Origin of the sequence: Saccharopolyspora sp. 6V (assembly GCF_020176785.1) — a bacterium.
GTDB lineage: Bacteria > Actinomycetota > Actinomycetes > Mycobacteriales > Pseudonocardiaceae > Saccharopolyspora_C > Saccharopolyspora_C gregorii.
The window spans coordinates 1-25,439 of record NZ_JAIUKB010000044.1; the positions used below are offsets into that span (position 1 = coordinate 1).

General features: G+C 71.9%; 22 protein-coding genes. 11 read left to right on the forward strand and 11 right to left on the reverse strand.

The annotated features are described in order from the left end of the window. Nucleotides 1-513: 513 nt before the first annotated feature. The 3 genes from LCD35_RS10095 to LCD35_RS10105 all read right to left on the reverse strand — a co-directional run bounded on the left by LCD35_RS10095 (nucleotide 514) and on the right by LCD35_RS10105 (nucleotide 7,329). Nucleotides 514-4,227 (reverse strand): glycosyltransferase, encoded by a 3,714-nt coding sequence (locus LCD35_RS10095; RefSeq protein WP_225044079.1) that lies wholly within the window; start codon nucleotides 4,225-4,227, stop codon nucleotides 514-516. Between the two features lie 90 nt (nucleotides 4,228-4,317). Further along, complete coding sequence (gene glnA, locus LCD35_RS10100) at nucleotides 4,318-5,661, reverse strand: type I glutamate--ammonia ligase (protein ID WP_224956185.1); 1,344 nt, start codon at nucleotides 5,659-5,661, stop codon at nucleotides 4,318-4,320. A gap of 93 nt (nucleotides 5,662-5,754) precedes the next feature. Beyond that, on the reverse strand, nucleotides 5,755-7,329 hold the full coding sequence (locus tag LCD35_RS10105; protein WP_224956184.1) for an alpha/beta hydrolase: 1,575 nt from the start codon (nucleotides 7,327-7,329) through the stop codon (nucleotides 5,755-5,757). A gap of 83 nt (nucleotides 7,330-7,412) precedes the next feature. On the opposite strand from LCD35_RS10105, the gene LCD35_RS10110 reads away from it, so the two are divergent. Further along, a complete protein-coding gene (locus tag LCD35_RS10110; protein WP_224956183.1) occupies nucleotides 7,413-9,158 on the forward strand; it encodes an NAD+ synthase in 1,746 nt (581 codons plus the stop codon). On the opposite strand, the gene LCD35_RS10115 is transcribed toward LCD35_RS10110, so the two are convergent. Continuing rightward, entirely contained in the window at nucleotides 9,127-9,537 is a 411-nt protein-coding gene (locus tag LCD35_RS10115; RefSeq protein WP_224956182.1) for a hypothetical protein, read from the reverse strand. The genes LCD35_RS10110 and LCD35_RS10115 overlap by 32 nt on opposite strands. Before the next feature lie 135 nt (nucleotides 9,538-9,672). Between LCD35_RS10115 and LCD35_RS10120 the strand changes: the two genes are divergently transcribed. The 9 genes from LCD35_RS10120 to LCD35_RS10160 all read left to right on the forward strand — a co-directional run bounded on the left by LCD35_RS10120 (nucleotide 9,673) and on the right by LCD35_RS10160 (nucleotide 17,623). Beyond that, complete coding sequence (locus LCD35_RS10120) at nucleotides 9,673-10,548, forward strand: helix-turn-helix transcriptional regulator (RefSeq protein WP_225044080.1); 876 nt, start codon at nucleotides 9,673-9,675, stop codon at nucleotides 10,546-10,548. Next, complete coding sequence (locus LCD35_RS10125; protein WP_225044081.1) at nucleotides 10,538-10,726, forward strand: DUF397 domain-containing protein; 189 nt, start codon at nucleotides 10,538-10,540, stop codon at nucleotides 10,724-10,726. Before LCD35_RS10120 ends, LCD35_RS10125 begins: the two co-directional genes overlap by 11 nt. Nucleotides 10,727-10,869: 143 nt before the next feature. Further along, nucleotides 10,870-11,694, forward strand: coding sequence for a transporter substrate-binding domain-containing protein (locus LCD35_RS10130; RefSeq protein WP_225044082.1), 825 nt, complete (start codon nucleotides 10,870-10,872; stop codon nucleotides 11,692-11,694). A 305-nt stretch (nucleotides 11,695-11,999) separates the two neighbouring features. Next, nucleotides 12,000-13,454, forward strand: a complete 1,455-nt coding sequence (locus tag LCD35_RS10135; RefSeq protein WP_224967310.1) for a sensor histidine kinase KdpD — start codon at nucleotides 12,000-12,002, stop codon at nucleotides 13,452-13,454. A 23-nt stretch (nucleotides 13,455-13,477) separates the two neighbouring features. Then, the gene (locus tag LCD35_RS10140) at nucleotides 13,478-13,936 is read left to right on the forward strand and encodes a roadblock/LC7 domain-containing protein (RefSeq protein WP_373689972.1); all 459 of its coding nucleotides are present in this window, start codon (nucleotides 13,478-13,480) and stop codon (nucleotides 13,934-13,936) included. Beyond that, on the forward strand, nucleotides 13,933-14,301 hold the full coding sequence (locus LCD35_RS10145; RefSeq protein WP_224956177.1) for a DUF742 domain-containing protein: 369 nt from the start codon (nucleotides 13,933-13,935) through the stop codon (nucleotides 14,299-14,301). Before LCD35_RS10140 ends, LCD35_RS10145 begins: the two co-directional genes overlap by 4 nt. Beyond that, complete coding sequence (locus tag LCD35_RS10150) at nucleotides 14,282-14,890, forward strand: ATP/GTP-binding protein (RefSeq protein WP_224956176.1); 609 nt, start codon at nucleotides 14,282-14,284, stop codon at nucleotides 14,888-14,890. The genes LCD35_RS10145 and LCD35_RS10150 overlap by 20 nt, the downstream gene beginning before the upstream one ends. After that, nucleotides 14,887-16,143: a cytochrome P450 gene (locus LCD35_RS10155; RefSeq protein ID WP_224956175.1), complete on the forward strand. Its 1,257-nt coding sequence runs from the start codon at nucleotides 14,887-14,889 to the stop codon at nucleotides 16,141-16,143. Before LCD35_RS10150 ends, LCD35_RS10155 begins: the two co-directional genes overlap by 4 nt. A gap of 217 nt (nucleotides 16,144-16,360) precedes the next feature. Further along, entirely contained in the window at nucleotides 16,361-17,623 is a 1,263-nt protein-coding gene (locus LCD35_RS10160; RefSeq protein ID WP_374108064.1) for a cytochrome P450, read from the forward strand. A 303-nt stretch (nucleotides 17,624-17,926) separates the two neighbouring features. Here LCD35_RS10160 and LCD35_RS10165 read toward each other — a convergent pair whose 3' ends face one another. After that, a complete protein-coding gene (locus LCD35_RS10165; protein ID WP_224956174.1) occupies nucleotides 17,927-19,141 on the reverse strand; it encodes a cytochrome P450 in 1,215 nt (404 codons plus the stop codon). A 415-nt stretch (nucleotides 19,142-19,556) separates the two neighbouring features. Between LCD35_RS10165 and panB the strand changes: the two genes are divergently transcribed. Beyond that, the gene (gene panB, locus LCD35_RS10170) at nucleotides 19,557-20,417 is read left to right on the forward strand and encodes a 3-methyl-2-oxobutanoate hydroxymethyltransferase (RefSeq protein WP_224956173.1); all 861 of its coding nucleotides are present in this window, start codon (nucleotides 19,557-19,559) and stop codon (nucleotides 20,415-20,417) included. Nucleotides 20,418-20,477: 60 nt separating this feature from the next. On the opposite strand, the gene LCD35_RS10175 is transcribed toward panB, so the two are convergent. The 6 genes from LCD35_RS10175 to LCD35_RS10200 form a co-directional block, all read right to left on the reverse strand. Continuing rightward, nucleotides 20,478-20,882 (reverse strand): DUF4326 domain-containing protein, encoded by a 405-nt coding sequence (locus LCD35_RS10175; protein WP_225044083.1) that lies wholly within the window; start codon nucleotides 20,880-20,882, stop codon nucleotides 20,478-20,480. Nucleotides 20,883-20,926: 44 nt separating this feature from the next. After that, nucleotides 20,927-21,592 (reverse strand): NADPH-dependent F420 reductase, encoded by a 666-nt coding sequence (gene npdG / locus LCD35_RS10180; protein ID WP_225044084.1) that lies wholly within the window; start codon nucleotides 21,590-21,592, stop codon nucleotides 20,927-20,929. A 232-nt stretch (nucleotides 21,593-21,824) separates the two neighbouring features. Further along, nucleotides 21,825-23,306 carry an RNB domain-containing ribonuclease gene (locus tag LCD35_RS10185; RefSeq protein ID WP_224956170.1) on the reverse strand — a complete coding sequence of 494 codons (1,482 nt, stop codon included), beginning with the start codon at nucleotides 23,304-23,306 and terminating at the stop codon, nucleotides 21,825-21,827. 6 nt (nucleotides 23,307-23,312) lie between these two features. Next, nucleotides 23,313-23,498: a hypothetical protein gene (locus LCD35_RS10190; protein WP_224956169.1), complete on the reverse strand. Its 186-nt coding sequence runs from the start codon at nucleotides 23,496-23,498 to the stop codon at nucleotides 23,313-23,315. A 143-nt stretch (nucleotides 23,499-23,641) separates the two neighbouring features. Next, nucleotides 23,642-24,115 carry a hypothetical protein gene (locus tag LCD35_RS10195; protein ID WP_224956168.1) on the reverse strand — a complete coding sequence of 158 codons (474 nt, stop codon included), beginning with the start codon at nucleotides 24,113-24,115 and terminating at the stop codon, nucleotides 23,642-23,644. Between the two features lie 237 nt (nucleotides 24,116-24,352). Next, complete coding sequence (locus LCD35_RS10200) at nucleotides 24,353-25,438, reverse strand: C40 family peptidase (protein WP_224966692.1); 1,086 nt, start codon at nucleotides 25,436-25,438, stop codon at nucleotides 24,353-24,355. Nucleotide 25,439 lies beyond the last annotated feature (1 nt).

A 25,439-nucleotide genomic window follows, 5' to 3' on the forward strand; every position in this document is an offset into this window, starting at 1 on the left:
ACCACTCACCATCATCGGCACGCTGTTGAGTTCTCAAAGAACACACCCACACCATCACCCACAACCCCTGCATTCAGGGTCGCGAACTCCGGGGAGTCAGTTCATTCCGTCTTTCGTTCTTGCGATGTTTCAAACTCTAGCAGGCCCGATTTCCGGCCGTTTCAGGGGGGGTCGCTTTCGCGTTTCCGCGGTTTCCCGCGTCCCTGGCCGGCCCGATCGTCGACCTGTTCTGGAGTTGTCCACTGCTGAGTCGTGACCCGCTCCGCGAAGGAGCGCCTCTCGTTTTCAGCGACTGCCGTACGTTACCCGGTCCGCTTCGCGGTGTCAAACCCGCTCGTCCCGTCCGGTGCGCGCTTCCGGGTGAAACCCGGGCGCCGCCACCTTCGCCGTCCCCGCCAGGCTCTTGCGTCCTGTTCCGTCCGGCTTGCCGTGCGACGAAGAGAAAGTTACGCACACTCTCCGTGAATGTCAAATCGCCTGGTCAGACCCTTGACATCCACCGTCGGCGGAGGATCACTTCCCCTTCGGCCGGAGCCAGAGCTTCACCGTGCTCGTGCCCGCCGCTTCCACGGCCTCCAACAGCTCGGACGCGGGAACCGCCGTCGTGCGCCCGACCGGGACCAGCTCGTAGCCCCAGGTCCCGAACTCGCGCAACGCGGTCGCCGGGTCGTCGCCGAGTTCGGCGATGCCGGCCGGGGTGAACGAGCAGATGATCGACGGACGGTCCCGCCGCAGCAGCCGGACGAGGCCGCCGAGCACCCGGTGGACGCGGGCACCGACGTCGACGTGCACCACCGACAGGGTCATGTCGTGCAGCGTCGCGGTGCCCTCCAGCTCCTTGTCCAACCGGACGCCGGACACCCGGCCCTCGGCCGGATCGGACTCCTCGGCGGGACGCACCGAGACCCCACCGGCCAACGAGCGCTCCGCGACCAGGTCGGCGGGGGCGTCCCACGCGGCGGCCTCGATGGTGGTGAGCCGCTGGCCCCAGGCCGCGGGCACGTTCACCTCCACGTTGCGCTGCAGCAGGGCCCGGCCGTCCGCGCTGGGCTCGACCGCGATCACGGCACCGCTGTTGCCGAGCCTGCTCAACACCCGGACCGCCTGGTAGCCCACGTAGGCGCCGACGTCGAGGAACACCCCGTCCGGTTCGAGCAGCGAATCGATCAGCGCCGAGGTCTCCGCGTCCCAGGTGGCGTGCGAGGACAGCCACGGCAGCATCAGGCCGTCGTCGGCGGGCAGCCGCAGCAGCCCGGCGTCGCAGAGCACCGGGGTGCTGGTGCCGTCGCCCGCGCCGGTGTTGCGCTCGTGCTCGCGCAGCAGGATGCGCTGCAGCACGTCGGTCCGGTGCAGTGCGTAGGCCGCGTCGCTGGTGGCGGAGCGCAGCGTCGTCTCCAGCTCCTGCTCCCGGGCCGCTTCGCGCTCCTGCTCCAGCGCGTCGATCCGGTCCAGGGTCCGTTCCACCGCGGTGGTGAGGCTGTCGAGGCGCTGCGCCAGCAGGTCGTCCTGCGCACCGGGCTCCGCGGCGGAGCCGCCCTCCAGCGCGCGGAGCCTGCGGTGCTGGTCGGCGAGGTCCGCCCGGGCGCGCACCATGCCGTCGTCGATGCTGGTGAGCCGTTCGTCGAGCTGGTCGTGGCGCTGGTCGACGCGGCCGAGCTCGGCGCGGAGCTGGTCGATCTCCTCCCCGCCCCCGTCGGCGTCGTACTGGCGGCGCAGCAGCTCCGCCGCGGTCTGCTCGACGCCGTCCACCATCGAGCGCAGCACGTCGCGGATGTGGTCGTCGTAGTGGCTGAGCACCCGCAGCACCGCCTTGCGCAGCGCGGGGGCGACGGAGTTCCGGCCGCCCGCGCCGACGTCGGGCGCCCGGTGCAGCGCGTGCCGCGCGACCAGCAACGGGTGCAGCGGGTCGTCCAGGTCGCCGTGCCGGTCCTTGGCCCACTTGGTGCGCCAGTTCCGGTAGGCGTGCTCGACGTGCCCGCGCAGGCGCTCCGCGGCGTGGTTGACGCTGTGCTGGGCGAGCAGGTGGTCGCGGGCGCGCTGCCCGGCGGCCGCGATGGCCTCCGGATCGTCGGCGGCGGCGCGGAGCGCGGCGGCGGCGGCCTCCACGTCCGGTTCGCCCTGGCCCTGGCAGGGCACCAGGGTGGCACCCGCGGAACCGAGGAGTTCGGTGACGGCGCCGTGGTCGGCGGCCAGCACCGGCACCCCGTGCGCGGCGACCTCCAGCAGCCGCAGCGCGTACCGGTCGCCGCCGGCGGGGCGGTGCAGCGAGGCGACGCAGTCGGCGGTCGCGAGCAGCGCGTCCGTGTCGATCTCGTCCTCGACCAGGTGCACGCGCGGGTCGGAGGCGGTCGCGAGCCGGAGCCGCTCGGCGGCTTCCGGGTGCGCGGCGGCACCGGTGACGGCGATCAGCAGGTGCGCGTCCTCCCGTTCCGGGAACGCGGCGAAGAAGGCGGTGACCAGGCCCAGCACGTTGTCCCGGCGTTCGTCGGAGTGGTCGGCGAAGGCGCCGATGACGAACTCCTCCGACAACCCGTGGCGGGCGCGGGCGGCCTTGCGGGTGGGCAGGTCCACCGGACCGGGGTCGAGCAGCGGGAGCGCGACGACGCGGGTGGTGGGTCCGCCCGCGCGGCGGGTGGCCTGGCGGGCGGCTTCGGAGAGCACCCAGGCCTCCACGGCCCCGTCCGGATCGGTGCCGTCGGGCTGCACGTCGACCGCGAGCCGCCCGGCGGGCACCGCGAGCCCGGGTTCGCAGCGCAACACCACCGGGTAGTACGGGGTGTCCGCGGACGGCAGCCCGGAGGCGCGCACGGCGGCGCGGACCAGTTCCGCGGTGCGCCCGGTGCCGAGGACGGCCACGCCGAGCTGGTCGACCAGCGTCGAGCGCTCGGTGTCGCCGCGGTCGCCGATGGCGGCGGCGGGGACCCGGCCGCTGGCGACGCCGACGCCCGCGCACCACTCGCCGAACCCGGCGGCGTCCGCGCCGAACGGCTCCGGGTAGCTGCCGCGCAGCACCTGGTCGTCCGCCCACACCGCGGCGGTCCACCGGGATCCGCCCGCGGCGCGCTGCTTGTCGTCGGCGGGTTCGCAGGCCCAGCCGAGGAAGTCGGCGGGACCGCCGCCGGGCGCGAACGGGCTGGCCGGGGCCGTCCCGCGCTGCCACGCGTCGAGGTAGTCGCGGCGCAGCGCGGCGGGCAGCGGGGTGCCGTCGGGCAGCGCGTCGTACGGGTGCGGCTGTTCGCGGGTGTAGCCGGCTTCGACGAGCGCGTTGCGGTAGGCGGCGCACAACCCGGCGAGCACCGGGTGCTCGGACAGCAGCACCCGCGGCCGGTCGGCGTAGTGGGTGGACAGCAGCCACGGCCGCTGCGGCTGGAACCCGTCGAAGTGGATGCTGCGCAGCAGCGCGCCGTCCACCGCGTGCCCGCCGTCGCCGGTGGGGATGAGTTCGCGCTGCGCCGCGTTCCACACCGACAGCCCGACGCCCGGATCGCGCAGCACGTGGTGGTCGACGAGCGCGGGCGCGCCGTCGAGGAGCATCCCGACGCTGGGGTCGGCGCGGACCTGCTCGGCCCAGGCGGCGAGGAAGTCCTCCGCGCCGGGCCGGACGCCGAGCACGCTCGGGTCGAACGGCCCGGACTCGACGAGGTCGGTGGCGCTGGGCCGGAACCCGTCGGCGTAGAGGGTGCGCAGCACGCGCGGCACCAGCGCCACGGGCCGATCGGGGGTGAGTTCGCGCAGCAGGTCGTCGAACTCGCTGAAGATCTGCACCGACGGTTCGAGGTAGAGCGCGGTCGCCCCGGTCGCCAGCAGGTGCTGCAGCAGCCGGGGCCGCAGCACGGCGCGGAGCTGGTCGGCGGTGCAGGCGACGGCGAGGCAGGCGAACTCGTCGTCGTCGACGCCGATCCGCCCTGGCGTGACCACGTCGCCGCCGGGGGCCGCGCCGCCGACCGGCAGCACGACGAAGCGGGCTCCGGGGTGGTGGCGCAGGAACGATTCGCGCAGCACGCGGGCCGCGGGCAGCTGGCCGGGCCCGGCGACGGTGCAGCCGATCAGGGTGGCCTGCTCGGCGTCGAAGTCCGCGTCACCGGCGGCTCCGGCGGCTTCGTCGTCCCGGCCGTCGTGGTGCTCGGCGGGCCATTCCGGTTCGTCGGCCCGGTGCTCCAACAGGTCGGCGGTGGCTTCGGCGTCGGGGGCGCCGGAGGGCTCGGGCTGCGCCTGCGAATCAGTCACGGGGGCGAACCTATCGCCCCGCCCTCCGGCTGCCCACGGCCTGACCCCAGGAGATCGGCTTGAGCCCGGTCACAGGGGGTCGGGTGCCGGTCACAGCATCGGCATCAGGCTCTGCAGCTCGTAGGGCGTGACGCGGCTGCGGTACCCGTCCCACTCGTTGCGCTTGTTGCGGAGGAAGAAGTCGAAGACGTGCTCGCCGAGGGTTTCCGCCACCAGCTCGGAGGTCTCCATCTCGGTGAGCGCGTCGTTGAGGTTCTGCGGGAGGCTCGCGTACCCGGCGGCCTTGCGCTCGCCCTCGGTCAGCGACCACACGTCGTCCTCGGTGGCGGGCGGCAGCTCGTAGCCCTTCTCGACCCCGCGCAGGCCGGCGGCGAGGATCACCGCGTAGGCCAGGTACGGGTTGCAGGCGGAGTCGAGGCTGCGGACCTCGACGCGCCGCGAGGAGGACTTGCCGGGCGAGTACATCGGCACCCGCACCAGCGCGGAGCGGTTGGCGTGCCCCCAGCACACCGCGGTGGGCGCTTCGCCGCCGACGATGAGCCGCTTGTACGAGTTCACCCACTGGTTGGTGACGGCGCTGATCTCGCGCGCGTGGGTGAGGATGCCCGCGACGAACGCGCGCCCGGTGTCGGAGAGCTCGTAGGGGTTCTCCGGGTGGTAGAAGGCGTTCTGGTCGCCCTCGAACAGGCTGAAGTGGGTGTGCATGCCGGAGCCGGGCTGCGCGGTGAACGGCTTCGGCATGAAGGAGGCGTGCACGCCCTGCATGAGCGCGACCTCCTTGACCGTGTACCGGAACGTCATCACGTTGTCGGCCATGGTGAGCGCATCGGCGTAGCGCAGGTCGATCTCCTGCTGGCCGGGGGCGCCCTCGTGGTGGCTGAACTCGACGGAGATGCCCATCGCTTCGAGCGTCTCGATGGCGTTGCGCCGGAAGTGCGGGGCGGCGTCGTGGCTGGCCTGGTCGAAGTAGCCGCCGGAGTCGGCCGGTTCGGGTTCGACGCCGGTGGTGGGCAGGTTCTTCAGCAGGAAGAACTCGATCTCGGGGTGCACGTAGCAGGTGAACCCGGCCTCGGTGGCCTTGGACAGGGTGCGGCGCAGCACGTGCCGCGGGTCGGCCCAGCACGGGGAACCGTCCGGCATGGCGATGTCGCAGAACATGCGGGCCGAGTAGTGCTCGCCGTCCGGGGTCTCCCAGGGCAGGACCTGGAAGGTCGCCGGGTCGGGCTTGGCGATCATGTCCGACTCGTAGATGCGCGAGAACCCTTCGATGGCGGAGCCGTCGAACCCGATGCCCTCGCTGAAGGCACCTTCGAGCTCGGCGGGCGAGATCGCCACCGATTTGAGGATGCCGAGGACGTCGGTGAACCACAGCCGCACGAAGCGGATGTCACGTTCCTCCAGGGTGCGGAGCACGAACTCCTGCTGGCGGTTCATGCCCGCAGCCTAATTCCTGCGCTGCGCGGGTTGCGGGACCGCGCCCGTTGCGTCCTGGTTACCGTCCGGTTCGCGGGACGCCGGTGGTGGTGATCACGTGCAGCGGGTGCCTTCGGCGGGCAGTTCGAGCTCGGTGAGGTAGTCGATGCCGGCCTGGTCGACGCAGCTGTCCCCCTGCAGGAACGCGGTGTGCTGGGTGCCCTCGAAGGTGAGCAGCCGGGCGCGCAGCGCTTCGGCGAGGTGCACTCCCGCGTCGTAGGGCGTGGCGGGGTCGCCGGTGGTGGAGATGACCAGCAGCGGCGGGAGCCCGCTGACCGAGGGCTGCTCGGCTTCCCCGGTGACGGGCACCGGCCAGAACGAGCACATGTCCATGGCGCTGTTGGCGGGCAGCCCGTCGTCGAGGAACGGGGCTGCTTCGCGGTAGCGGCGGTCGGCTTCGCGCAAGACGTTCCGGTCGGTCACGCGCGGGTCGTCGACGCAGCGCACGGCGTTGAACGCGTCGGTGATGTTGCTGTAGGTGCCGTCGGCGTCGCGCCCGTAGTAGGAGTCGGCGAGGGTGAGCAGCACGGTCCCGCGCCCCCGGGCGAGCTCTTCGAGGCCGGTGTTGAGCGCGGGCCACATGTTCTGCGCGTAGAGCGCCTGGATGACGGCGGTGGTGGCGTCGGTGTAGGACAGCTTCCGGTCCCCGGCGGGCACCGGTTCCGCCAGCAGCGGCCGCGCGAGCCGCTGGAACGCGGCGGTGGCCCGGGCGGGGTCGGGGCCGAGGGCGCAATCGCGGCGTTCGGTGCACCAGCGGGCGAAGGAGTCGAAGGCGCGCTGGAACCCGGCGCCCTGCAGCACCTGCTCGTCGATGGCGTCCTGGCTCGGGTCGATGGCGCCGTCGAGGATCATGGCGCGCACGTTGCCCGGGTACTGCTCGGCGTACGCGGAGCCGATGCGGGTGCCGTAGGAGTAGCCGAGGTAGGTGAGCTTCGGGTCGCCGAGCGCGGAGCGCAGCACGTCCATGTCCTGCACGACGTCCCGGGTGCCGACGTGGGCGAGCACGTCGGTACCGGTGCGCTGCGCGCACTTGCCGGAGTACTCGCGCACTTCCCGCTCGGTCTCGGCGGTGCCCTCGGGCGAGGGGTCGGCGTCGGAGTCGAGCCGGTCGGCGTCCCACTCCTGGTCGGTGAGGCAGCGGACGGCGGGTTCGCTGGCGCCGATGCCGCGCGGGTCGAAGCCGACCTGGTCGAAGCGGGTGCCGAGCGGGGTGTTCTGCAGCGCGGGGCCGAGGCTCGCGGCGGCGCTCATCCCGGAGGCGCCGGGCCCGCCGGGGTTCATCAGCAGCGAGCCGATCCGCTGATCGGGGTCGGTGGCCGGTTTGCGCAGCACTCCGATGCTGATCTGCCTGCCCTCCGGGTGGGCGTGGTCGAGCGGCACCTGCAGCCGGGCGCATTCGAGGGCGCGGTCCTGGAAGGCCGTGCGGTCGGCGCTGCTGGTGGCGTAGTCGGCGCACGGTCCCCAGTCGAGCTGCTGGCCGTAGTACCGCTCCAGCCCGGCGGGCACGGGCCCGGCGGGACCGCTGCGCTCGGAGTGCGGTTCCAGCAGCGGCGCGCTCGGCGTGGTGGAGCAGGCGGCGGCACCGCTGAGCAGCAACAGCGCGCAGGCGGCGGTCAGCAGGCGACTCATTTAGGCGATGGTGTCACGCGTTCGGAGTCGGGTTGGTCACGGGCGGTGGGTCTTCTTCCGGCGGGTGCGCGAAGATGACGTTCATGCCGCAGTTGCGTCTCGCTCTAGCCCAGGTCAACGCGACGGTCGGGGACATCGCCGGGAACAAGGCGATGGTCCTGGACTGGACGCGCAAGGCAGTCCAGGAGGGCGCCCACGTGGTGTCCTTCCCGGAGACGGTGCTCGCCGGTTACCCGGTGGAGGACCTGGCGCTGCGCAAGTCGTTCGCGGCGGCGAACCGGGCGGCGGTGGACGCGCTGGCGGTGAACCTGCGCGAGGCCGGGTGCGGGGACGCGCTGGTCGTGGTGGGCCACCTGGACCGCGATGACGAGGGCCTGCGGAACTCGGCATCGCTGCTGCACGGCGGTGAGGTGGTGGCGACCTACGACAAGTACCACCTGCCGAACTACGGCGTGTTCGACGAGGCGCGCTACTTCGCCCCGGGTTTCGACCTGCCGATCGTGAGGCTGCACGGCCTGGACGTGGGCGTGGTGATCTGCGAGGACATCTGGCAGAACGGCGGCCCGGTGGCGGCGCTGGGCGCGGTGGGCGTGGACCTGGTGGTGTGCGTGAACTCCTCGCCGTACGAGCGGTCGAAGGACGACGTGCGGATGCCGCTGGTGGCCCGCCGGGCCGCGGAGGCGGGGGCGCCGATCGCCTACGTGAACATGGTGGGCGCGCAGGACGACCTGGTCTTCGACGGCGATTCGATGGTGGTGGGCACCGGCGGCGAGGTGCTGGCGCGCGCGCCGCAGTTCACCGAGCACCTGCTGGTGGTGGACGTGGACCTGCCCGCGGGCGGGCACACGTCGACGACGGTGCCGGAGCCGGAGGGCCGGTTGCGGCTGCCGGCGTTCGACGTGACGCGCACGGTGCTGCAGCCGGAGCCGCTGGCGCCGTACGAGCCGCTGCCCGCGCCGCCCCCGGCCGAGCCGCTGCCGGAACTGGCGGAGATCTGGTCGGCGCTGGTCACCGGGTTGCGGGACTACGTGCACAAGAACGGGTTCGGTTCGGTGGCGTTCGGCTTCTCCGGCGGCATCGACTCGGCGCTGTGCGCGGCGCTGGCGGCGGACGCGGTGGGCCCGGACGCGCTGCACGGCGTGGCGATGCCGTCGGAGTACTCCTCGGAGCACTCGCGGTCGGACGCGGCGGAGCTGGCGCGCCGGTTGGGCTGCCACTTCCAGGAGATCGCGGTCGCGGACATGGTCTCGGCGTTCGTGGGCCCGCTGGGGTTGACCGGGCTGGCGGAGGAGAACGTGCAGGCCCGTTGCCGGGGCGTCACGTTGATGGCGCTGTCGAACCAGCACGGGCACCTGGTGCTGGCGCCGGGGAACAAGACGGAGCTGGCGGTCGGCTACTCCACGATCTACGGCGACGCGGTGGGCGGTTTCGCGCCGATCAAGGACGTGCCGAAGACGCTGGTGTGGGAGCTGGCGAAGTGGCGCAACGCGGAGGCGGAGAAGCGCGGCGAGGTGCCGCCGATCCCGGAGAGCTCGATCACCAAGGAGCCGTCGGCGGAGCTGCGCCCGGACCAGACCGACCAGGACTCGCTGCCGCCGTACGACGTGCTGGACGCGGTGCTGGACGGCTACGTGGCGGGCGACCGGGACTACTCGGACCTGGTGTCGGACGGGTTCGACGCGGACCTGGTGGAGCGGGTGATCCGGATGGTGGACCGGGCGGAGTACAAGCGCCGCCAGTACCCGCCGGGCACCAAGATCACGCTGAAGGCCTTCGGCCGGGACCGGCGCCTGCCGATCACCAACCGCTGGCGGGAGAGCCGGCCCTGATCCTTCCGGGCGGACGGCTCGCCCACCGCTCCCGCCGGGCGGGCGGGCCGTTCCCCTTGAGGGCGGCGAGGGACAGCTCCGGGGTCGGGCCGTGGTTGAGGTGCACGGCGAGGAGTTCGGTGCCGCCCCAGACCAGGAAGAGCTCGCGGAGGAACGCGCGCTGCGCGCCGTCGGCGTCGTAGGTGCCGAACTCGGCGACGTAGAGGCCGAACCGGCAGCGCTGCGCGGTCAGCTCGCGCACCGCCCACACCTGGAGCCCTTCCAGCAGCGAGATCTCGTCGCCGGACGCCGGGTCGACGTCGTGCTCGACGAGCAGGTCCAGTCCCTCTTCCGGGCTGGTGAGCTGCATGAGCGAGTAGCAGGCACGCACTGGGATCACGTCCTTCTGGGAGGTCTAGGCTGCGAACGATCGACACCCTCCGTGTCGATCAGATCACCGATCGTAAAGTGTCATAGGTGACTTACCCAGGTCTCTGACGGGTGATCTTTCGCTTTCGCCGGGAAGGACGGACCGATGGGATCGACGCGCGCGACGATCGGGCGCAGGCAGCTCGGCGCGGAACTCCGCGATCTGCGGATCGCCGCCGGGCTCAGCCAGAAGGACGCCGCCGAGGTGATCGAAAGCGACACCAGCCTGATCAGCAGGCTCGAACGCGGGCAGCGCTCGATCAAGATGATGGAGCTCGACGCGCTGCTGCGGCACTACGGCGCCCCGGCCGACCGGCGAGCGCAGATCACCGAGCTCGCCAAGGCCGCCCGGCAGCGCTTGCCGCGCCGCACCTACTCCGACAACCTGCCCGGCGCGTTCCGGCGGCTCAGCGATCACGAGCAGGACGCCGCCGAGATCTGCTACTCCGACAGCGAGCTCATCCCCGGACTGCTCCAGACGGAGGACTACATCCGGGCGATGATGCGGGCGAACCGCGCCGAAGCGCTGGGAACGAGTCAGGAAGATGCCGATGCCCGGGTCGCCTTCCGCCTGGACCGGCAGCGGCTGCTGACCCGCGAGAACCCGCCGCACCTGTGGTTCGTGATCGGCGAAGCCGCACTGCGCCGCCCCATCGGGTCGGCGCAGATCCTGCACGACCAGCTCGTGCACATGATCGACTTGGCGGAACGGCTCCCCCACCTGGTCGTCCAGGTAGCCCCTTTGTCCATTGTGGACCACCCGCTGCTCGGCGGACCGGTGCAGCTGTTGCGCTTCGGCGGGGTTGCCGCGGACATCGTGCAACAGCCAACCTTGGTGGGCGGCGGCGTGTACATCACCGACGACGAGGACGTCCGGTTCTGCATCCGCGCTTTCGATCAGCTCCGAGCCGTCGCCCTCGGTCCTGCGGATTCGCAGAAGTTCATCCGGGCACGAGCAGAGGAACTCGACGATGCGCACTGACCGCGCTGCGAACGACTGGTTCACGAGCAGCTACAGCGGCCCGCACAACAACAACTGCCTGGAAGCTCGAATTGCCGCGCACGGCATCGACATCCGGGATTCGAAGGATCCCGGCGGTGGTCGTCTCCATTTCAACTTCCGGGTGTGGCGGGACTTCGTGACCCGGCTACCGCGGTAGGAACGCGGCCGGACGCACCGGTTGCGCGGAGTGGAGCAACCGGTGAACGGATCACTGGACCGATCATGGTGGACGAATGGCGCACTCGTTCCGATAGTCTCCCCGTCACCGAGCCGCACAGCTGAGCTGCCGGGAGGGCTTGCATGGGGTGGAGAACAACGGCGTCCGCCGCCGCGCTCGCCGCGTTGACGGGAGTGCTCGGCGGCGGCTGCGCTTTTCCCGGCGGCGAACCGGAAAGCGCGGGAACCGATCAGTCCACTGCGGACCGGTCCAGGTTGGACGAGGTCACCGAGCGCGGCGAGCTGCGGGTGTGCAGCACCGGGGACTACCGGCCCTTCACCTACCGCGACGAGGCCGGGGCCTGGAGCGGCATCGACGTCGACATGGCGCGCGACCTGGCCGTGTCGCTGCACGTGCGCGCCACCTTCGTCGGCACCACCTGGTCGACGCTGAACGAGGACTTCCGGCAGCGGTGCGACATCGCGGTCGGCGGCGTCTCGATCACCCTGGGGCGAGCCCGCGAGGTGTTCTTCACCGAGCCCTACGCGGTCGACGGCAAAACTCCGATCACCCGCTGCGAGAACGCGGCGCGATTCCGGACGCTGGAGCAGATCGACCGGCCCGGAGTTCGCGTGGTGGTGAACCCGGGCGGGACCAACGAAAAGTTCGCCCGCGAGAAGTTGCACCGCGCGGAGATCGTTCCGCACCCCGACAACAACACGATTTTCGACCAGCTCCGCAACGGCCGAGCCGATCTCATGATCACTGATGGTTCCGAGACCAAATGGCAGGCAAGGCAACACCCCGAACTGTGCGCCGTGCACCCCGACCAGCCGTTCACCTTCGCCGAGAAGGCCTATGCGCTGCCCCGCGGCGACGTGGACTTCCAGGAGTTCGTGAACCAGTGGCTGCACCTGCGGACGCACGACGGAACGTACGACCGGATAGCAGAACCGTGGATCGGCTGAACCCCGGAAGCGGAACCGAAAAGGCTCGCAGCAGGAATCGTGGCGGCCCGAACCCGCCCCGACCAGGCGCACCGCGGCGCGGACACGCACTCCACCAGCGGAGATCACCTACCGGTGTTTCCACGCCCCGGAGAGTGAGTAGCATCGCGAGCCCAGGGGAGATCCGCGGGATTTCACCGAGCAAGCCGGACCAGGGGCTGCCGGGGGCGCACCCGGCCCGCCACCCGCGCTGCGCTCCCCCACCGCACCGCCGAGGGCCCGCGGTGCGCAGGCCAGAGCCACCGACCGCGACGAGGACCTGATTGATGTCAGCACCCACCTACACCCAATCCGCGGCCAAGCGCCGCCACCTGGCCCGATCCCTGCTGGTACTGCTGATCTCCGGGGTCGTCACCGCTGGGCTGAGCACCTGGGCCGCGCTGGCGAGCCCCGAACCCGCGCGGCTGGTGATCGCCTGGAGCACCGGCATCGCGGCCGCGCTGATCAGCATCGCGTTAGCCCTGGCCAGCTGGGGGATGCAGAACGCGAACTTCTACCGCACGCGCGCGGAGAAGGCCGACGGCGCCACCGCGAAGCTCGCCGACGAAACGCTCCCCGCGCTGGTCACCCGGCTGCGGTCCGGGTCCTCGGTGGACACCGCGCTCAGCGAGATCGACCACCCGCGCAACCCGACCCACCAGCGCATCCTGCGCACCCTCGGCCAGGAGATCGGCAACGGGGAACGCTCCCGCGCCGCCGCCATGCTGGCGTGCGCGAACGCCGCGGGCCGGATGCAGGCGCTGTCGACGAACATGCTCGCCAGCCTCCGCGAGATGGAGGAGCGGCACGACGAATCCGTGCTCGGCGACCTGCTCGAACTCGACCACACCACCGCGCAGGCCGGCCGCCTCGCGGACAGCATCGCGGTCCTCACCGGTGCCCGCTCCGGCCGCCGCTGGACCAAGCCGATCAAGATGGAGAGCATCCTGCGCGGCTCGGTCGGCCGCATCGCCGCCTACAAGCGGGTCCGGCTGCACTCCACCAGCACCATCGCCATCGTCGGCTACGCCGCCGAAGGCGTGATGCACGCGCTGGCGGAGCTGATGGACAACGCCACCAGCTTCTCCCCGCCGTCCGAGCTCGCGCACGTCTACGTCGAAGAGGTCCACTCCGGTGTCGTCGTCACCATCGAGGACGGCGGCCTGGTGATGAGCGAGGCGGCGATGAAGCGCGCCGTGCACGCCGTCGGCTCCGAACCGCTGGACCTCACCAAGCTCAACGGCACCCGGCTCGGCCTCGCCGTCGTCGGCTGCCTCGCCCGCAAGCACGGGCTCACCGTCTCGTTCCGCCCGTCCTCGCGCGGTGGCACCGGCGTCGTCGTGATGATCCCGCGCAAGCTGATCACCCAGCCGCGCAAGCAGGAGGAGATCACGCTGCCGAGCCGCAGCGTCGGCGTCACCCCGCGGCCCGCGCAGCTGAGCTCCGTCCCCAGCGGGGGCACCACCACCGCCACCGGAACGCTGCCGCGGCAGGACGTCGCCACCGACACCCGCACCGCCGACACCGCCGACCGACGGGAGCCGACCGTGCAGAACCTGCCCAAGCGCCGCCGCGGCGAAACGCTCGCGGCCGCGGCACCGTCCCTGGCGGCCGGACCCGAGGACGAGACCACCAAGAAACCCGCCCCGTCCCGGCCGCGGCCGAACGCGGGCGCCCGCTTCGGCGCGTTCCGGCAGGCGAGCCGGCCCAGCGACGGCTCGCAGTCCGACGACGCGCGCTGATCGACCTGCCGACGAAAGAAGGAATGGAGGCAGGGGCGACCGGCCACGCCGGGAACCCCGACATCTCGATGAACAACGACCACAACCTCGACTGGTTGCTGGAGAACCTGCTGGGACGCACTCCAGGCGCCAAGCACGCCCTCGTGCTGTCCAAGGACGGCCTGAAGGTCTGCCACTCCCCCGGGCTCAGCAACGACCAGGCCGACCAGCTCTCCGCGATCGCCTCCGGCATCCAGAGCCTGTCCTACGGCGCCTCCGTCGAGTTCGGCGACGGCAGCGGCGGCGTCCGGCAGTCCATGACCGAGTTCCACGGCGGCCTGCTGTTCATCGTCGAAGCCGGTGAAGGCGCGCACCTCGCCGTGCTCGCCGACGAGGAAGCCGACGTGGGCGTCATCGGGCACAACATGAACGAGCTCGTCGAGCAGATCGGCGACTACCTCAGCGCTCCCCCGCGCCAGGCCCAGCCGAGCGGGTTGTCATGACCTGGCGGCCCCTCCACAACGAAGATCCGGACCGGCTCTACACCGTGACCGGGGGACGCAGCAGCGCGAACGAAGAGTCCCTGGACCTGGTCACGCTCATCGTCAGCGAGTGCGACCCGGCCCCCGGCATGCAGTCCGAGCACATCCGGATCCTGCACATGTGCAAGCAGCCGATGGCGGTCGTGGAGATCTCCTCCCACCTGGGCATGCCGGTCGGGGTGGTGAAGATCCTGCTGTGCGACCTGCTCGACACGAACCGGATCACGGCCCGCCACCCCACCTCCGCGCCGTCCGGCCGCAGGCAGGCGCAACTCCCCGACCCCGACATCTTGAAGCAGGTTCTCGTTGGACTCCACAAGCTCTGACCCCACGAGCCGGCCGCTGCGCAGCACCGCCAGCGACGGGCTCAAGATCGTCATCGTCGGCGGCTTCGGGGTCGGCAAGACGACCATGGTCCGCTCGGTCAGCGAGATCCGTCCGCTGAGCACCGAGGAGACCATGACCCAGGCGAGCCTGGGCATCGACGACTCGACCGCGGTGCGGGACAAGACCACCACCACGGTCGCGTTCGACTTCGGCCGCATCAGCCTGGACGCCGAGCGGGTGCTGTACCTGTTCGGCGCCCCCGGGCAGCAGCGGTTCTGGTTCCTCTGGGACCGGTTGTTCTCCGGGACGCTCGGCGCGGTCGTGCTCGTCGACACCCGGCGCCTGGAGGACTCCTGGTACGCGATCGACCGGCTGGAGCACCACGGCATGCCGTTCATCGTGGCGCGCAACAACTTCGGGGAGCAGGACCACGACCTCGAAGCGGTGCGCGACGCGCTGTCGCTGCCCGCGCACATCCCGCTGATCGACTGCGACGCGCGGGACCGGACGTCGAGCAAGAACGTGCTCATCGAACTCGTCAACCACCTCTACGCGCTGGCCACCGCGCCAGCGGGGGCGAGACCATGAGACCGGCCGACCCCGGTACCGCCGACCGGCCGGGCTGCCCCGTGCGGCACGACGGCACCGTCGCGCTGCACGGGCCGCAGTTCACCGAGGACCCGGCCGGGCTGTACCGGCGCATGCGCGCCGAGCACGGCCCGGTCGTGCCCATCGAACTGGAAGGCGGGGTGCCCGCCTGGTTCGTCGGCGACTACCGCGAGATCAACGAGGTGTGCGGCGATCCGCGGGTGTTCGCCCGCGCGCCGCACCGCTGGCGGCACTGGGACCGGGTCCCGGAGGGCTGGTCGCTGCTGCCGTACGTCGCCGCCCAGCCCTCCATGGGCTTCACCGAAGGCGACGAGTACCGCACCAGGGTCGAGATCTTCGCCGACGTGCTGGGCGGGTACGACCAGTTCGAGCTGCAGGCGCACTGCGAGCAGCACGCCGACCGGCTCATCGACGCCTTCGCCACCGGCGGCGAAGCCGAGCTGATCGCGCAGTACGCCGACGCGCTGCCGCTCTACGTGCTGGCCCAGGTGTGCGGGGTGGCGCCGGAGCAGACCGAGGGCCTGGTCCACGACATGACCGGCTCCATCGGCGGCGGGGACAGCACCGCCGCGCTGGACCGCATCGTGCGGCGGATGCACTCGATGGTCGCGGCCAAGCGGGAGAACCCCGGGCCCGACCTCACCAGCCGGATGCTGCGGCACCAGGACCGCGTCACCGACGAGCAGATCGCCTACGACATGCTGATCACGATGACCGCCGGGCACCTGACGGTGGCGCACTGGATCGGCAACACGATGCGGTTGATGCTCACCGACGAGCGGTTCGCGATCGGCCTCGCCGGGGGCAGGCGGTCGGTCGGGCAGGCGCTCAACGAAGTGCTCTGGGAGGAGACCCCCACCCAGAACTACATCGGGCGCTACGCCACCCAGGACGTCCAGCTCGGCGGCAGGCTCATCCGGGCCGGGGACATGCTGGTGCTGGGGCTGGCCGCGGGCAACACCGACCCGCGGATCCGGCCCGGCTCCTACGCCGACTCCGTCGGCAACAACGCGTTCCTGTCCTTCGGCATCGGGGACCGCGGCTGCCCCCACCCGGCACCGGAGGTCGCCGAGACGATCGCCCGCGCCGGCATCGAAGTGCTGCTGGACCGGCTGCCCGACATCCGGCTCGCGGTGCCGCCCGGCGAGCTCCGGTGGATCCCCTCGGTGTGGATGCGGGGACTCACCGCGCTGCCCGTGCGGTTCAGCCCGAGCTACGTCGTCGGCGCCTGAACCGGCGCGCCCGGTGGATCGGCCGACGTCCACCGGTCGCGGCAAGACCGAGGATGCCGTCACCCGTCGTCGGCAACGGCCGCTCGCCGCGCGAGCCGGGCCGACGTCACCTGACGACATCCGGTGATCCGACCTCGACCGGGCCGGACCAGGCCCGGTCGTGCACCGGAGATCAGGCCACTCCCTGTCCGAACGGAAACCCGGGAGCTTCATCCCCATGACCGACCCAGACATCTGGCCCACGACCGACCCGAGCCCGAGCGGCTGCCCGGTCGGCCGGGAGCCCATCGCCCTGCACGGACCCCGGTTCCAGCAGAACCCGTCGCAGCTGTACCGGCAGATGCGCAACGACTACGGGCCCGTCGCGCCGGTGCGCCTCGAAGGGGACGTGCCCGCCTGGCTCGTGCTCGGCTACCGCGAGATCCACCAGGTGGAGAACAACCCCGAGCTGTTCGCCCGCGACACCCGCCGCTGGAACGCCTGGGACAAGGTGCCGGAGAACTGGGGGCTGATGGCGTTCGTCGGCTACCAGCCCTCGCTGATGTTCACCGAAGGCGACGAGCACCGCCGCCGCACCGGCGCCATCGGCGAATGCCTCGAAGCCGTCGACCAGTTCGAGCTGCGCAACATCTGCGAGCAGATCGCCGACGAGCTCATCGACGGCTTCGCCGGCGGTGGCGAAGCGGACCTGATGGCGCAGTTCGCGCACCCGATGCCGCTGCGCGTGATGGCCCGCCTCTTCGGCCTCGGCGACGACGAGGCCGGGGCGCTCATGCAGGACCTCACCGACACCGTCGCCAGCGACGACGGCGTCGGCGCCTACCAGCGCATCCAGGACCGGATGCAGCGGCTCGTCAAGCGCAAGCAGGAGAACCCCGGCGCCGACCTGCCGTCCCGGCTGCTGGTGCACCCGGCGGGCATGACCGAGGAGGAGATCCTGCAGGACCTGCTGGTGGTGCTCACCGCCGCGCAGCAGCCCGTCGCGTACTGGATCGGCAACGCCATCCGGCTGATGCTCACCGACGAGCGGTTCGCGGTCACCCTCTCCGGGGGCAGGCGGTCGGTCGGGCAGGCGCTCAACGAAGTGCTCTGGGAGGACACGCCCACCCAGAACTTCATCGGCCGCTTCGCCTCCCGGGAGACCGAGCTCGGCGGCCAGCGCATCCACACCGGGGACATGCTGGTGCTCGGCTTCGCCGCCGCCAACACCGACCCGCAGGTGCGGCCGGACGCCTACTCCGACTCCATCGGCAACAACGCGCACATGTCCTTCGGGCACGGCGAGCACGGCTGCCCGCACCCGGGGCCGGAGATCGGCGCGGTGATCTCGCGGATCGCCATCGAGGTGCTGCTGGACCGGCTGCCGGACGTGGTGCTGGCCGCCAACCCGGACGCGCTGGTGTGGCTGCCGTCGGTGTGGATGCGGGGGCTCCAGGCCCTGCCAGTCCAGTTCAGCCCCAGCTACACGGTCAGCGCCTGAGACCTCTTCCGCTCGTTCTGCGGAGTGAAGCAGGTGGCGGAACCTCAGCGGGATTCTCACTGCGGAATCCTTTTCCCAAGTGGCTCCGCCACGAGGGAAGAAGCTGTCCTCGCGAGAATCCCGCTGAGAACCCGCGGGTGGTCCTGTTGCTCTGGTGGTCGGCGGTTCAGCGGCTTCGCCGCTGATGAGGACTAGGAACAGGTACGACGGTGTCCGGTTCGATGTGCCCGTCCGGCAGGTGAACGGCCCATCGGCCCGAGCGGTTCGGGTGGGTGGGCCGTTCGGCTGATCCGCGGGCCGGGCTCAGGCGGGCGTGAAGACGACGGGGACCGACTCGGGGCCGCGGGTGAACACGCCCTGCTCCGGCGGGTCGAAACCCGGGGCCAGCCGCGCGTCCGGCATCGCGTCCAGCAGGTCGTTGATGCCGATCTCGATCTCCGACTTCGCCAGCAGCGCCCCCACGCAGAAGTGCCTGCCCAGGGCGAAGGACAGGTGGTCGGCGGCGGCGGTGAACGCGGTGCGGGCGGGCAGGTCCTCGCGGAACACGTCGAAGCGCTCCGGGTTCGCGTAGTGCTCCTCGTCCCGGTTCGCCGCGCCGATCAAGCAGGTGAGCGTGCTGCCCTTCGGCACCACCCCGCCGCTGAGCTCCACGTCCTCCGCGGGCTGCCGCATGATCATGTGCACCGGCGGGGAGTAGCGCAGCGTCTCGGCGAACGCCTGCGGGACCAGCTCGCGGTTCTCCCGCACGGCCGCCAGCTGCTCCGGGTGCCGCAGCAGGTTCAGGAACATCGCGGCGATCGCCTTGTCCGTGGTCTCGCCGCCCGCGGCGAGCAGCAGGCTGCAGAACGCCTTGATGTCCTCGTCGCTCATCTTCGTGCCGTCGATCTCGGCGGTGCACAGCGTGGAGAGCAGGTCGTCGCCCAGGTTCTCCCGGCGTTCCTGGATCACCGGGATCATGTACTCGGCGAACTCCTCGCGGGTCCGCATGCCCGACTCGATCACGTCCGGGTCCTGGCTCAGGTTCCCCAGGAACGCGATGATCGACGTGTACCAGCCCTGGAAGCGGCCCCGGTCCTGCTCGGCCAGGCCCAGCATGTCGGCGATCACGTTGATCGGGAACTTCGTCGCGTAGTCCGCGACCAGGTCGACCCGGCCGGTGCCGCGGAACTCGTCGATCAGCGCGCGCGAGTTGCGCTGGATCACCGGCAGGAACTTCTCCTGCAGCTCGCTGCCCCGGAACGCCGGCGCTACCAGTGCGCGGCGCACCGCGTGCTCCCGGCCGTCCAGCTGCAGGATGGTGCGCCCGTGCACCGGTTCCAGCTGCCAGTCGTAGTTCTGAGTGGTGAACACCGGCTCGCGGAAGGCCCGCTTCACGTCCGCGTAGCGGGAGATGATGTAGCTCTGGGTCGGTTCGTGCCACAGCAGCGGGAAGTCATCTCGCAGCACCTGGTACGACGGGTTGGGGTCCCGGGCGAAATCCGGGGACAGGATGTCTGGAGCTTTTTCTGCCGCGGTCATGCTGCTCCCTCTGTGATGCATTGCAAACCCGATCAGGCTAGGCAGCAGAACCGGAACAGGTCCAGTAGATGATCTTGACTTGACCCGGAGAGCGCAACGCACTGGGCCGAAGGTGGGCGTCAATCCCGCTGCCTGCTGCGTTCGGTTGCCACCACCTGATCCGCCGAGCGCAACGCGAGTGCATCGATGCACACAACCGTTCGCCATCCCGGCCGCACCGCTGGTTCCGCGCCAGACGAGCGATCTGTTGCAACCAACGGCTGCAACGATGCTCATCGCCGCCGGCCGCGGCTGTGACGTGCATCGTCCGGCCCTCCTCCCCGCACCCCCGCGCGTGCGACCCTGGCGAACGCAAGACGTCGCAGAACGCCCAGGGACCCGCAGCACGGGCCTTGAGGAAGAAGGACGGTCGAAGATGACTGCTGCACCGCAGCCTGCCCAAGGCGAGACAGCCGCCCCGTACGGGAGCACCCCGGCCCGGCGCCGCGTCCGCATCCACCACCTGCAACAGCTCAAGGAGCGCGGCGAGAACTGGCCGATGCTCACCTCCTACGACATGTACACCGCGCGGATCTTCGACCAGGCCGGGATCCCCGTGCTCCTGGTCGGCGACTCGGCGGCCAACAACGTCTACGGCTACGAGTCCTCGCTACCGGTGACCGTCGACGAACTGCTGCCGCTGGTCCGCGCCGTCACCGGCGCCGCCGAACACGCCCTCGTCGTCGCCGACCTGCCGTTCGGCTCCTACCAGGCCTCGCCCGAGCAGGCGCTCGGCACCGCGGCCCGCTTCATGAAGGAAGGCCGCGCCCACGCCATCAAGCTCGAAGGCGGCAAGCGCTACGCGGCCCAGGTCGAGGCGCTCGTCTCCGCGGGCATCCCCGTCATGGGGCACATCGGCTTCACGCCGCAGAGCGAGCACGGCCTCGGCGGCTACCGGGTGCAGGGACGCGGCGACCAAGCCGCCGAACTGCTCGCCGATGCCCGCGCGCTGCAGGAGGCCGGCGCGTTCGCCGTCGTCCTCGAAATGGTGTCCGCCGACGCCGCCAAGCAGGTCACCGCCGAACTCGACATCCCCACCATCGGCATCGGCGCCGGGCCGGACACCGATGCGCAAGTGCTGGTGTGGACCGACATGGCCGGGATGAACACCGGGCGCACCGCGCGCTTCGTCAAGCGGTACGCCGACCTCGGCGGCACCCTCGCCGACGCGGCGAGCCGCTTCGCCGACGAGGTCCGCGGCGGGTCGTTCCCGGCGGCGGAGCACTCCTTCAACTGACCCCGCGGTGGGAGTGAACGGACCGTTCGTCCAGCTCTATCGGACGGACGGTCCGTTCACTCAATGCGCGCGGTGGGCCAGGACGTCCGCGTGGCACTGCTCCGGTGCGCACCAGCACCCCAGCGCGCGCCCGTTGAACTCGCCCTGCCGCAACCGCCGCAGCAGTTCCGGCTGCTCGTCGAGCCACTGCTCGTAGTGCTGCACCATCGCCGCCCGGTCCTGCTTCGCCTCCTTGACGAACGGGCTCGCGAAGTCCGAGGCGGGCCACGAGTGGCGCGGCCCGGAATGACCCACGTAGGTCAGCAGGCCCTCCCGTTCCAGCCACGGCAGCAGGTGCCGGTGCGGCCCGTTCTTGCGGACGTTGACCACGGTGGCGCGGCCGTCGAGCAGCTGGCTCGCGCGCTCCCGCTCGTCATCGGTCCACTTCGCCGCCTCCTGGGGCAGCTGGGCAGGCAGTTTCGACATCGCCGCTCACCCCCTGGCGCTCGGGTTTCCGCACGGCCGGCCGCTCACACGTCGGTGATGCGGATCCCGGCGTGCGCCTTGTAGCGCCGGTTGATCGCGATGAGGTTCGCGGTCAGCGCCTCCACCTGGTGGGCGTTGCGCAACCGGCCGCCGAAGAGACCGCGGACCCCGGGGATCACGTCGGCGAGACCGCGCACCACGTCGGTGGCCTCGCGGTCGTCGCCGAGCACCAGCACGTCGAGGTCGACGTGGTCCACCGACAGGTCCGCCAGCGTCACCGCCGAGACGTGGTGGAACGCGGCGGTCACCCGCGAATCCGGCAGCAGCGCGGCGGCCTGCTGGGCGGCGCTGCCCTCCGGCACGTCCAGCGCGAACGGCCCCTGCTTGTCGAAGCCGAGCGGGTTCACGCAGTCCACGACGATCTTGCCGGCGAGCGGTTCGCGCAGCGCCGCCAACGTGTCGGCGTGCGCGTCCCACGGCAGCGCGGCCAGCACGATGTCGGCCGCGGCCGCGCAGGCCGCGTTGTCCTCGCCGCTGACCTGCCCGCCGGAGATCTCGGCGATCTCGCGGGCCGCGTCCTGGGCTCGCTCGGCCTTGCGCGAGCCGATCACCACGCGCAGGCCCGCCGCGGCCCACCGGATCGCCAGCCCCCTGCCCTGCGCGCCGGTGCCTCCGAGCACACCGACGGTCATCTCGCGCACCTCAGCCACGACGGGCCTCCTCGTTGTCACCTTGCGACGCTGCCCTTCCACGATCCGCATCCGGCGGACCCGGCGCTAGACGGGCCCGCTGTGCTCATGCCCACTGAACGCGCCCACCCTCTCGAACCCGATCTCACCCGTTCGCACTACCCCCGGGAAGTGGATCTAGGTCCAGGTCGCGCTCCCCCGGCGGCTACCCGCGCGGTGCGGTCCGCACTCGGCGGGCGGAGCGCGGCCCCGATCAGGCGGTGGTGAAGGTGACCTCGCGGCGGTGCGGATCGGCCCGGGTGAGGCGGACCCGGATGCGCTGGCCCTCGGTGAGGTCGTCCCCCGCGCAACGCGCGATCACCGGCGGCTCGGCGATGAACACCTCACCGTCGCCGGAACCGGTCCGCAGCACCGTCGCCGGGAACACCGAGCCCACCTCGCCGGCCAGCGACCACGCCTGCGCCTGCGCGAGGCACGCCCGCTCCACCTGCGTCGCCACCCGGTCCGACGAGCCCATCGCGGACGGCAGCGCGGGCAGCGCCTCCCGCACCCACTCCGGTACCGGTGAACCCGAGCTCACCGCCAGGCACACCTCGGCGCCGTAGCGGTCCACCAGGCGCCGCAGCGGCGCCGTCACGTGCGCGTAGGCCGCGCCGATCCCCGCGTGCCGCGGCTTCGGCGGCGGACCCGAATCGAACGACGTGTAGCCGGCGCCGCGCAGCAGCCGCGTCGCCGCCACGTGCACCGCCAGCGCCTCCGGCCGCACCGGGTCCAGCCCGGCCAGCGCCTCCGCGGGCGGTAGGTCCTCCGGCCACTCCACGCCCAGCCGGGCCGCGGACCGGCGCAGCGCCGACACCGTCGGCGGCTCCGGGTCCGGCACCGTGCGCAGGATCCCGACCCCGGCGTCCAGCATCATCTCCGCCGCGCACATGCCGGTGAGCAGGGAGATCTCCGCGTTCCACTCCTCCACCACCAGCCGCGGCCGCAGCGCGACCCGCCAGCCGCCCGCGCCGTCCGACTCCACCTGCTGCTCCGGCAGGCCCAGTTCGATGGCACCGCGGCGCACCGCCTGCTCGCGGCGCAACCGGCCCACCACCGGCAGGAGTTCGATCGCCGGGTGCGCGACCCCGGCCCGCAGCGAGCGCTGCACCGCCTCGTAGTCCAGCTGCGCGGCGGAACGCACCCACGCCCGCCGCACCAGGACCGAGGTCGCCACCCCGTCGGAATCCAGGTCGATCGTCCACAGCACCGCCGGGCGCACCTGGTCCGGCAGCAGGCTCGCCGCGCCCTCCGACAACAGCGTCGGGTGCAGCGGCACGTTCCCGTCCGGCAGGTACAGCGTCTGGCCGCGGCGGCGCACCTCCGCGTCCAGCGCCCCGCCGGGACGGACGAAGGCGGCCACGTCGGCGATCGCGTACTGCACGCGGAACCCGGTGCCGCGGCGGGCCAGCAGCACCGCCTGGTCCAGGTCCTTCGCGCCCACCGGGTCCACCGTGACCAGCGGGAGCTCGGTGGCGTCGACCCGGTCGGCCTCCAACACGGGTTGCGCGACGTTCTGCTCCACCTCGCCCAGCGCGGCGGTGGGGAACTCGGCGGGGAGCCCGAAGTCGGCGCGGACGGCGGCGAAATCGCACCCGTCGGCGGAGCGGCGCGGCCGCGGCGTGCGGCCGGCCCCGAGATCGGGGGCTGCGACGGCATCGGTACCACCCCGTGGTGCCCGCGCCGCCGTAGTCATCGGAGCTCAGTCCCCCTCGGACCAGCGGCGATCGGCTTCGTCGGCGGCCTCGGTGCGCTCCTTCGCCAGCTCCAGCGCGTGCTCGGCCGCGGCGCGATCCGCGTAGGGCCCCAGCCGGTCGGCGGCGCGGCATCCCGCGGCGGGCTCGACCTGCTGATGCTTCAGGCAGAAGTACCAACCATCCCGGGCCATGCGTCGAGCCTCGCACGCGGAACCGCTCCGTGTCACGCCTCCGGACGGCGCACCCGATCCGGTCACCACGCACCCGGCCCGGTCACCACGCGGGCGGCGGTGGCGCGCCCGGCCCGATCACCACGAGGGGCGGGCGGACCCGGTCACCACGCAGGAGGCGGCGGGGCGCCCGGTGCGGGCGGGGGACCCGGGTGGTGCCCGGCCGGATTCGTGCGCTGCGGTATCGGGTCCAGGCAGGACACCAGCACCTGCTGGCTCTCCGGGTTCTCGATGCGGCGGCCGTCGCGCATCCGGTACTCCAGCTCGCCGCTGTCGCCGACCTCCACGGTGCAGCCGACCTCGGCGAGCTGGTCGTCGTCGAGGTCCACCAGCCGCTCGTACCGGGACGGCACCACCCGGTACACCGGCCACTGCAGGTGCCCGAAGGCCTGGTGGAACTCGGCGAGCAGGTGGCGCATGTGCTGCTGCCAGGGCAGCGGCATCGATTCCGCCAGCGAGCGCGGCAGCACCGCGTACCCGGCGTCGACCCCGTGCCCGGCGCGGGAGAGGTAGTCGCCCAGCGGCGTGCTCGACGCCGGAGGTGCCGAACGCCTCGGAATGGGGTCTGGGGTGAACATGCTTCCTCCCGGAGTAGGACACACCGCGGGACTCGCACCGCTCGGCGGTGGTCGTCCCGCGCACGCGGCGGGGCGGGCCGCGGACCCGCGCGCCGCCAGGCCGGGCCGGCGAACGGCCCGAGACCAAGATTGCCACAGCGGACCGCCGCGATCAGCGGTCCGACGGCCCACCGGAGATCGTGTCGCAGCGCGATCCTCCCGTCACCGCGCGTGCCGGCCCGGATGCTCCCGGACCGGCTACACCGGCTGCCGCACCGGGGTCTCCCCCGGGCGTCCGCCGGGTCCGATCTCCGGGACGCCCGGCTGCTCGCCGCCCGGCGCGGGCTGCACGGTGGGCTGCGCGGCCGGGGCGGGCTCGTCCGCGGCGGGGCGCACCACCATCGGCAGCAGCTCGCCGCCGTCCCACAGCTCGGTGCGCTCCACCGACTCGCCGGGCTGCGGCGCGTGCAGCACCTCGTTGTCGCCGAGGTACAGCGCCACGTGGTGGATCGCCCCCGGCTCCCGGCCCGCACCCCAGAACACGAGGTCGCCGGGCTGGGCCTGGTTCAGCGGGACGTGCGCGCCGCCCTCGGCGTACTGCGACCGGGAGTACTTCGGGATGGTCACCCCGGACTCCTTCCAGGCCATCTGCGTCAACCCGGAGCAGTCGAACGAGTCCGGCCCCGCCGCGCCCCACACGTACGGCTTGCCGATCTGCTGGTCGGCGAAGCTGATGGCCTTCGTGGCCAGCACCCCGGCCGCGGGCAGGTTCTCGCAGCCGCTGAACCCGGACACGTTGCCCTCGACGCTGACCAGGTGCGCCGCCAGCGGCTCCCACTCGTGGTAGCGCAGCGGATAGGCGGAGCGCTCCACGCGCTGCGCGGCGGTGCCCGGCTGCAGCTGCTCCCAGCCGGGGATGTCCAGCAGCACGTCGTAGAACTTGTTGATCTGGTACTCGACGTTGGTGACCTGCGCGACGCTGCCCCAGCCCATCGACGGCCGCATCTGGAAGATGCCCAGCGAGTCCCGGTCGCCGTAGGTCAGGTTCGACAGGTTCGACTCGGTCTTGCCCGCCTGGATGGCGATCTGCCACGCCCGCGGCGGCAACTTCCGCTGCTGACCGATCTTGATGATCTCCTTGGCGATCAGCACCGACTCCTGGTCGAGGCTGCCCGCGTCCCGCTCCCCGCGGCCCGCGCCGTCCCCGGACGGGCCGAGGCCCGAGCTGCACTCCGACCAGCTCTGCCCGCCCTGCATGCCGGAGAGCACGACCACGAACGCGCCCAGCCCGACCAGTCCGGCGAAGCCGGACAACACCACGACCGCGACCAAGAGTTTCCGCATG

Bases quoted from the DNA above. Each gene is read 5' to 3' on its own strand.
- glnA (WP_224956185.1), bottom strand. From the start codon at position 5,661: ATGAACCGCCAGCAGGAGTTCGTGCTCCGCACCCTGGAGGAACGTGAC.
- LCD35_RS10105 (WP_224956184.1), bottom strand. From the start codon at position 7,329: ATGAGTCGCCTGCTGACCGCCGCCTGCGCGCTGTTGCTGCTCAGCGGT.
- LCD35_RS10110 (WP_224956183.1), top strand. From the start codon at position 7,413: ATGCCGCAGTTGCGTCTCGCTCTAGCCCAGGTCAACGCGACGGTCGGG.
- LCD35_RS10120 (WP_225044080.1), top strand. From the start codon at position 9,673: ATGGGATCGACGCGCGCGACGATCGGGCGCAGGCAGCTCGGCGCGGAA.
- LCD35_RS10125 (WP_225044081.1), top strand. From the start codon at position 10,538: ATGCGCACTGACCGCGCTGCGAACGACTGGTTCACGAGCAGCTACAGC.
- LCD35_RS10130 (WP_225044082.1), top strand. From the start codon at position 10,870: ATGGGGTGGAGAACAACGGCGTCCGCCGCCGCGCTCGCCGCGTTGACG.
- LCD35_RS10135 (WP_224967310.1), top strand. From the start codon at position 12,000: ATGTCAGCACCCACCTACACCCAATCCGCGGCCAAGCGCCGCCACCTG.
- LCD35_RS10140 (WP_373689972.1), top strand. From the start codon at position 13,478: ATGGAGGCAGGGGCGACCGGCCACGCCGGGAACCCCGACATCTCGATG.
- LCD35_RS10145 (WP_224956177.1), top strand. From the start codon at position 13,933: ATGACCTGGCGGCCCCTCCACAACGAAGATCCGGACCGGCTCTACACC.
- LCD35_RS10155 (WP_224956175.1), top strand. From the start codon at position 14,887: ATGAGACCGGCCGACCCCGGTACCGCCGACCGGCCGGGCTGCCCCGTG.
- LCD35_RS10160 (WP_374108064.1), top strand. From the start codon at position 16,361: ATGACCGACCCAGACATCTGGCCCACGACCGACCCGAGCCCGAGCGGC.
- LCD35_RS10165 (WP_224956174.1), bottom strand. From the start codon at position 19,141: ATGACCGCGGCAGAAAAAGCTCCAGACATCCTGTCCCCGGATTTCGCC.
- panB (WP_224956173.1), top strand. From the start codon at position 19,557: ATGACTGCTGCACCGCAGCCTGCCCAAGGCGAGACAGCCGCCCCGTAC.
- LCD35_RS10175 (WP_225044083.1), bottom strand. From the start codon at position 20,882: ATGTCGAAACTGCCTGCCCAGCTGCCCCAGGAGGCGGCGAAGTGGACC.
- LCD35_RS10185 (WP_224956170.1), bottom strand. From the start codon at position 23,306: ATGACTACGGCGGCGCGGGCACCACGGGGTGGTACCGATGCCGTCGCA.
- LCD35_RS10190 (WP_224956169.1), bottom strand. From the start codon at position 23,498: ATGGCCCGGGATGGTTGGTACTTCTGCCTGAAGCATCAGCAGGTCGAG.
- LCD35_RS10195 (WP_224956168.1), bottom strand. From the start codon at position 24,115: ATGTTCACCCCAGACCCCATTCCGAGGCGTTCGGCACCTCCGGCGTCG.
- LCD35_RS10200 (WP_224966692.1), bottom strand. From the start codon at position 25,438: ATGCGGAAACTCTTGGTCGCGGTCGTGGTGTTGTCCGGCTTCGCCGGA.